Source organism: Iodobacter sp., assembly GCF_025352645.1.
GTDB lineage: Bacteria > Pseudomonadota > Gammaproteobacteria > Burkholderiales > Chitinibacteraceae > Iodobacter.
The window spans coordinates 50,541-57,463 of the sequence record NZ_JANXSO010000069.1; the positions used below are offsets into that span (position 1 = coordinate 50,541).

Genomic DNA, 6,923 nt, shown 5'->3' on the forward strand with positions numbered 1-6,923 from the left:
GGGCAACGCCCGCGACCCATAACAATACGCCGCCATACCCATATTGGGATGGCGGCGTATTGTTTTGCGGTGAGTCTAAAGGGGTTAGCTTGATTTACTTTTCTTTTGATTTCATCAGCTTTGGCTTGTGGTGGAGCGCTCAATTATCTACAATTATCAAAAAATCATAATTTATGAAATATTGATAATTAAAGGTAATAGCGATGAAGATCTACAGCTATAGACGCCCAAAAGTGGCAGAGATGTATTGTGATGCGCTCCAAGGGGATAGCTTGGTAGACAAAAGATCCGGCTTATTTCTAACAGCAAAGCGTCGGGTTGGAAAAACTACTTTTTTACGAGAAGATTTACTGCCAGAGGCAAAACAGCGAGGTTGGCTGGCTGTTTACATTGATTTATGGTCTGACCGATCTCGGGACCCTGCAGAGCTGATCGCCGATGTTGTGAAAGAGACAATCTATCAGGAGTCAGGAGCCGTGGCCAAGGCTGCTAAATCAACCGGCCTCAGTAAATTTAGTGTTGCTGGGTTTTCTTTTGATTTTCAGGCCATTGGCTTGCCTGAAGGGATGACACTATTTCAAGGATTGCAGCTATTACAGCAGCTCACTAAAAAACCAATTCTTTTAATTGTTGATGAAGCTCAGCACGCCTTAATTAGTAAAGAAGGTGAAGCCAGCATGTTTGCCTTAAAAGCAGCTCGAGATGGAATGAACAACAGTAATGATGCGCCCAAGCTCATGCTGGTTTTTACCGGATCAAATCGCGATAAATTGGCTCATTTGGTGATGAGCAGCAAAATGCCATTTTTTGGTTCAAGTGTGATGGATTTTCCGATGTTGAATCGTGAGTTCACCGATGGCTATACCGCGCATATTAATAAAAGTTTGGCCTCGGACAATCAGCTAGATCCAAATGCCGTTTGGGATACCTTTCAATTAGTGGGCTATCGACCTGAATTTTTACGCAGCATTATCAGTGATGTTGCTTTGGAGATGCAGTCTGCTCCTGACTTGAATCAAAAAATTCAAGCGGGCGGCACTTTATTGCAAAGTCGAATTTGGGCTGAAATTGAAAATGAATACACATCTCTTTCGGCATTACAGCAGGCGATTATTCGGGTGATGTCGGTTCAACATGGCCAATTTAGCCCATTCAGTGCCAGCTCAATGGCTGAATATGGTGCGGTCGCTCAAGGGCTATCAACGGGATCTATTCAAACTGCTTTGGATGCCTTACGAGAGCGTGGCATTGTATGGAAGGAGTCGCGCGGTGCCTATGAATTGGAAGATGAATCATGGAATACATGGCTTAAGATGAAGAATATTGTTGATTAATTTACTGAATTTTTCTAATGCCAATAGATCGCCAATCCCCAAACGCTGATTTAAAAAATCATAGTTTTGCATTTTGGCAGTCGGCCTTAGGGCTAACAAATGCAGAAATGCTTTGCTCTCAACATGTAATTAGCCATCTCGGGCATTATTTATCTAAATCAGATGAGCAGTCGATTTTTCATTTTACTCACTTAGCAAATGGCAAACAGGTGCTTGCGCTGCCAGAGAAAATACGGCCATTGCTTGCTTCAATCGATTTAAATGAAAATCGCACACTGATTGATGCCGCAATCCTAGCTGCGGGGTTTGTAGAGCAATATCGTGATATTGACTATCACCTTGAGCAGATTAATTCGTTGAAGCGCATAAATAATAGTATTCAACACCTAAATTCTAACTCGCCGCTATTTAAAGGGTTGCTACCTGATTTTTTACGCCAGCAAACGGCAGAAGACCGCGATATTTTAGATTTGGAAGAGGACGACGAGGCCATTGCTCTTGTGGCGGATGGCGCGATACAGGCCATTGCCCGTTATGTGCCATTAAAATTGTCCCCCTTAATCGCGGACATTACGGTTTTGGTGAGCCCACTTGCAAGACAAGGGCAACTAGCGACGATGGTGGTATCCCGTCTTTGCGAGCTAATTCTTAGCCGTGGCTTGATTCCCAGATATCGAGTGGCTCATCATCATTCTGCAAGTATTAAAGTTGCAGAAAAGTTGGGTTTTACACCCCAATTTACTATTACGGCTTGGCGGATTAAGGCTGGGGATTCACCTTCCAACATAAATGCTTAAGTATGAGGCCCGAGGCTCGTTTTCTTCTATGTACTCATGCGCGTGGGCACAAAGGCGTGCCCACCCTACATTGCATCCTGTCCTATCCACAGGGACAGCTCCCGCCATCTCGCTTATACTTCGGCCCTTATATTATCTAAGGCCCATCATGTCCTTTGCCACTCTGGGGCTATCACCCGCCGTTTTACTTGCTGCTAGCAAAAAATCCTATATCACTCCAACGCCTGTGCAGGCGGCGGTGATTCCTGCTGTGCTATGGGGCGAGGATGTTTTGGCGCAGGCGGCCACGGGCTCGGGTAAAACGGCTGCTTACGTTTTGCCGCTGCTGCATCTTATGACGACGGGCAGTAGCAAGGTGCTGATTTTGGTGCCAACGCGTGAGCTGGCGGTGCAGGTGGGGGACGAGATCAAAGGCTTGCTGGCGGCTTTAGGTAAAATGACTCGGCCTATCAAGCTGGCAACGGTATTTGGCGGTGTGGCGATTAATCCGCAAATGATGCAGCTGCGTGGAGGGGCCGATGTGCTGGTGGCAACGCCTGGGCGCTTACTGGATTTAATCGATAAGAACTCGGTTCGGCTCGAGTTCTTTAATACTCTGGTGCTGGATGAGGCAGATCGCTTACTGGATATGGGCTTTGCTGCCGAAATTAACCGCATCTTGGCGCTGTTACCTGCCAAGCGTCAGAGTCTGTTTTTCTCGGCGACTTTTCCTGACGAAGTAACCGCGCTGGCCGAGGGGATTTTGCATCAGCCTAGCCACGTGACGATTGAAAACACCGAGATCAACCAGCCGGATATCTTGCAGCGCGCGATCAGCGTCGATGCCCATGCTCGCACAGCGCTACTGGCTCAGCTGATTCAAGACAATGGTGGGCAACGGGTGCTGGTGTTTGTGGCTAGCAAGCAGGGAGCTGAGCAGCTTGCTAATCAGCTTTACGCCAAGGGCATTAATGCCGCGCCTTTTCATGGCGAATTTAGCCAAGGGCGGCGTAATCAAGTGTTGGCCGAGTTTAAGTCGGGCAGCTTGCAAGTGGTGGTGGCGACCGATCTGGCTGGCCGGGGTATCGATATTGATGGTCTGCCGTTTGTGGTGAATTACGATCTGCCAAGATCCCCCATTGATTACACTCACCGCATTGGCCGCACTGGTCGCAATGGTGCAAGTGGCTGCGCGATTAGCTTTGTTACTGCGGCCACCGAAGCGCATTTCCGCCTGATTGAAAGCCGCACGCATATCCGTCTTACCAGAGAAGTGATCGCAAGCTTTGAGCCCCAGCAAACTAGCGCGCTTGCTGTGCCGAATCCCGGTGGAGTTAAGGGGGTGAGGATGAGCAAAAAAGATAAACTGCGCGCGGCAGCGGCTAGGGCAGAGAAAGAATAAAGATGTAAGAACTTAAAAAATCTTAAGGCGCAGAGAACACAGAGAAAACCGATTGAATGGCTTCTTTGTGTTCTGCCTTTTTCTCTGTGCCTACAGACGTTTTTTTAGCGCATCATCACCAAATATTCACCCGTTTATCTTCGCTTCTTAATGCCGCTTTATCGCAAGAAAATGCGGTTGCAAATTCTGGCATATTGGCGGTGGGGGCAAGTACACGGTATTTATCTGGTGAATGCGGATCGGTCAGTATTTGCATACGCAAGGCTTCATTGCGAACATTGTTTCTAAAGCTTTGTGCATTAGCAATAAAGAAGCGTTGCTCCTGCGTTAATCCATCTATTTTTTCCGGCTGTGGTTTGCTCGCCAGCGATTTCTGTAATGCGATAAAGGCAATTTTTAAACCGCCTAAATCGGCGATATTTTCGCCAGCGGTGAGTTTGCCATTGATATGTAATTCATCGATGGGATTAAATTCATCGAATTGCTTAGCAATCTTACTCACTTTAATTGCAAAGTTCTTTTTATCATCGTTAGTCCACCAGCTTTTTAAATTACCATCGCCATCAAATTGGCTGCCTTCATCATCAAATGCATGGGTTAATTCATGGCCGATGGTGGCACCGGTATTACCATAATTGCTAGCGGTATCTGCGCCTATATGAAACAGCGGCGCTTGCAAAATGCCCGCAGGGAACACAATCTCATTCATGCTTGGGTTGTAATAAGCATTGACGGTAGAAGGCGTCATTCCCCATTCATTTCTATCAATTTCTTTGCCTAGTTTGGCAAGCTGGCGTTTGAATTCAAATTCATGGCCGTGTTTAATATTGCTCACATAAGATTCTTTACTGATTTGCAAAGTGCTGTAATCTCGCCAAGTATCTGGATAAGCAATTTTAACGGCGATTTTATCCAGTTTTTTTAAAGCTTGCTGCTTGGTGGCATAACTCATCCAGTCCAGCGTTTTAATTTGCTCAGCCATAGCATATTTAATATTGCTGACCATATCTAAAGCTTCGGCTTTGGCTGCTGGGCTGAAGTATTCAGCGACATAAAGCTCACCTAATGCCTCACCCAAATTTTGATCTACACTTTTTAATACCCGCTTCCAGCGCGGCCTTAATTCTTTTGCCCCAGATAAGGTTTTACTATAAAAATTAAAATCTGCATTTACAAAAGCTGAGGAAAGATATTTAGCTCGGTTATGGACTAGATGCCAGCGCAAATAAACTTTCCAGTCATCTAGAGATACGGTGTTAATAATATGGTTAATATGTTTAAAGAATTTAGGCTGGGCAATATTTATATCATGCGGCACAGCAATGCTTAATTCTTCAAAGTAATCGGGCCATGCCAGGTTGGGGCTGAGTTTTTGCAAGTCTTTTGCGCTGAGCAGATGATAAGTCGCCTCAGGATCGCGCTGCTCTACCTTCGTCATTGAAGCATGGGCAAGGCCAGTTTCTAAACGAAGAATACGAATAGCATTTTTTTCAGCCTGCTGAGGCTTATCCCCCAGTAGGACAAATACCTGAACCAAGTGGGCTTTATATTGCTGGCGGATGGTTTTATTTTTACTATCCGTTTTTAAATAATAATCTCGGTCTGGCAGGCCCAAACCGCCCTGCGATAAATCGACAATATAGCGCAGAGAATTCTTTGCATCTTGATTGATATTAAAATCAAATAAGGGATTAATGCCCTCGCTATGCAATTGGGCGATGGTGCGAATTAAATCTTGCCTTGTTTTGATTGCCGCAATTTGGCTTAGCCGCTCAGCCAGAGGCTGAGCACCAGCCGCCTCTATTGCCGTCTCGTCCATTCCGCTTAAATAAAATGCACCTACTTTATCCGCCACAGGATTGGGGCTGGTGGATTGTGCAGCCTTCTCAATAATCTTTTTAAGCGCATCAAGATTTTTTTCAGCCACCTCGTCATACGCTCCATAGCTTGCTCGGTCTGCCGGAATGGGATGTTCGGCCAGCCATTTACCATTGGCAAACTGATAAAAATTGCTGCATGGATCCGCCGCTCTATCCATTGTTGCGGCTTCTAATACCAAACTATTAGCGTGGCTTAAAGCCGATCCAGCAATAAATAAAGCCGTAATGGCGGTGCGAATTGGATTGGGCATGGCGAGTCTTTGAGTGGATGGTTTGGCTTTGAATCTACGCAGTTATGCTTTTAAAATATATTGGGGTAAGCGAGATGTAAAAAAATGCAACATTAAGTAATGCTTGCCAAGTGATTGAGTCCTCAATATAGTTGTAAAAAACAACTATATTGAGCTTGCTATGAATTCAAGGACGCTAAGAGCTGTATCGCGGGATATCGTGCGTGAACTGGGTGTGTTTGCTAAGAAATGCGGCAAGGTGGAGCTTAGCCCTGTTGAGGCGCATATTTTGATTGAGCTGGAAAGCGCTAGCCTCACAAGTTTGCAATTGGTCGAGCGCTTGCGCATTGATAAATCCAATGCCAGCCGAGTTTTACAAAAAATGCTAGAGCAGGGTTTGATTGAGTGGCAGGCGCATCTCAGTGATAAAAGAAGTAAGCAGGCCGTGCTAACCCTGATGGGTAAAGAGCTATTACAGGCGGTGCATGGGCAATATGATGGCGAAATTAATCAGGTTCTACAGCAGCTAAGCCATGCCGAGCAGCAGGCTTTGGAGGCGGGTTTAGTTTTGTATCGGCAAGCTTTAGTCAAAGCCCGTACCCAGCAAGGCTATCAAATCCGCCGAATGTTAGAGGCGGATAATCAAGGTGTAGCGGCGGTGATTCGCCAAGTATCGGCAGAGCACGGCTTGAGCGCGGCTCAGGGTTATGGCGTGGCAGACCCGCATTTGGATCAACTTTATCCATGCTATCAGCAGGCAGGCGCTGCTTATTGGGTAATTCAAAAGGATGCTGGTGAGCTACTTGGTGGTGCAGGTATTGCTCCGCTAGCGGGCGCTGTGGGATCAGTATGCGAGTTACAAAAGATGTATTTATTAAGCAGTAGCCGAGGTTTAGGTTTTGGCCAACGTTTGCTTAATATTGCCTGTGATTTTGCAAAGCAGGCGGGGTATCAGCAGTGCTATCTGGAAACCACGGCCAGCTTACCGGCAGCGCTCAACCTGTATAAAAAAATGGGCTTTAGGCAAATTGCTGAGGCTATGGGCGACACCGGCCATCACTCTTGCGAGATTTTTATGCTGAAGGATCTGTAAAAAATAAACCCCGCCTTTTAAAAAAGACGGGGTTTATTTTTAGTGCCTTAAAGCCGTTTACTTCTTAGCTACATGGTGGCCGCCAAAGGCATTGCGCATCATTGATAGCAATTTAGCGACGTAATCGCCTTTACCTTGGGTGGTGTAGCGCTGGAATAGCGACGCTGCAATCACCGGCGCAGGAACGCCTAGCTCTACGGCTTCTAGT

General features: G+C 46.2%; 5 protein-coding genes. 4 read left to right on the top strand and 1 reads right to left on the bottom strand.

What is annotated here, in order from left to right:
• Window positions 1-203 precede the first annotated feature (203 nt).
• The 3 genes from Q0R17_RS08300 to Q0R17_RS08310 all read left to right on the top strand — a co-directional run bounded on the left by Q0R17_RS08300 (window position 204) and on the right by Q0R17_RS08310 (window position 3,512).
• Window positions 204-1,334 carry a hypothetical protein gene (locus Q0R17_RS08300; RefSeq protein ID WP_293933914.1) on the top strand — a complete coding sequence of 377 codons (1,131 nt, stop codon included), beginning with the start codon at window positions 204-206 and terminating at the stop codon, window positions 1,332-1,334.
• Between the two features lie 17 nt (window positions 1,335-1,351).
• The gene (locus Q0R17_RS08305) at window positions 1,352-2,131 is read left to right on the top strand and encodes a GNAT family N-acetyltransferase (protein WP_293933916.1); all 780 of its coding nucleotides are present in this window, start codon (window positions 1,352-1,354) and stop codon (window positions 2,129-2,131) included.
• Between the two features lie 148 nt (window positions 2,132-2,279).
• Entirely contained in the window at window positions 2,280-3,512 is a 1,233-nt protein-coding gene (locus Q0R17_RS08310) for a DEAD/DEAH box helicase (protein WP_293933918.1), read from the top strand.
• A gap of 115 nt (window positions 3,513-3,627) precedes the next feature.
• Here Q0R17_RS08310 and Q0R17_RS08315 read toward each other — a convergent pair whose 3' ends face one another.
• Window positions 3,628-5,643: a M13 family metallopeptidase gene (locus tag Q0R17_RS08315; protein ID WP_293933921.1), complete on the bottom strand. Its 2,016-nt coding sequence runs from the start codon at window positions 5,641-5,643 to the stop codon at window positions 3,628-3,630.
• Window positions 5,644-5,803: 160 nt separating this feature from the next.
• Here Q0R17_RS08315 and Q0R17_RS08320 point away from each other — a divergent pair, with 160 nt between their 5' ends.
• Window positions 5,804-6,715, top strand: a complete 912-nt coding sequence (locus Q0R17_RS08320; protein ID WP_293933922.1) for a bifunctional helix-turn-helix transcriptional regulator/GNAT family N-acetyltransferase — start codon at window positions 5,804-5,806, stop codon at window positions 6,713-6,715.
• The last annotated feature ends 208 nt before the right edge of the window (window positions 6,716-6,923 follow it).

Coding starts and splice junctions, on each gene's coding strand:
- Q0R17_RS08300 (WP_293933914.1), top strand. CDS start 204: ATGAAGATCTACAGCTATAGACGCCCAAAAGTGGCAGAGATGTATTGT.
- Q0R17_RS08305 (WP_293933916.1), top strand. CDS start 1,352: ATGCCAATAGATCGCCAATCCCCAAACGCTGATTTAAAAAATCATAGT.
- Q0R17_RS08310 (WP_293933918.1), top strand. CDS start 2,280: ATGTCCTTTGCCACTCTGGGGCTATCACCCGCCGTTTTACTTGCTGCT.
- Q0R17_RS08315 (WP_293933921.1), bottom strand. CDS start 5,643: ATGCCCAATCCAATTCGCACCGCCATTACGGCTTTATTTATTGCTGGA.
- Q0R17_RS08320 (WP_293933922.1), top strand. CDS start 5,804: ATGAATTCAAGGACGCTAAGAGCTGTATCGCGGGATATCGTGCGTGAA.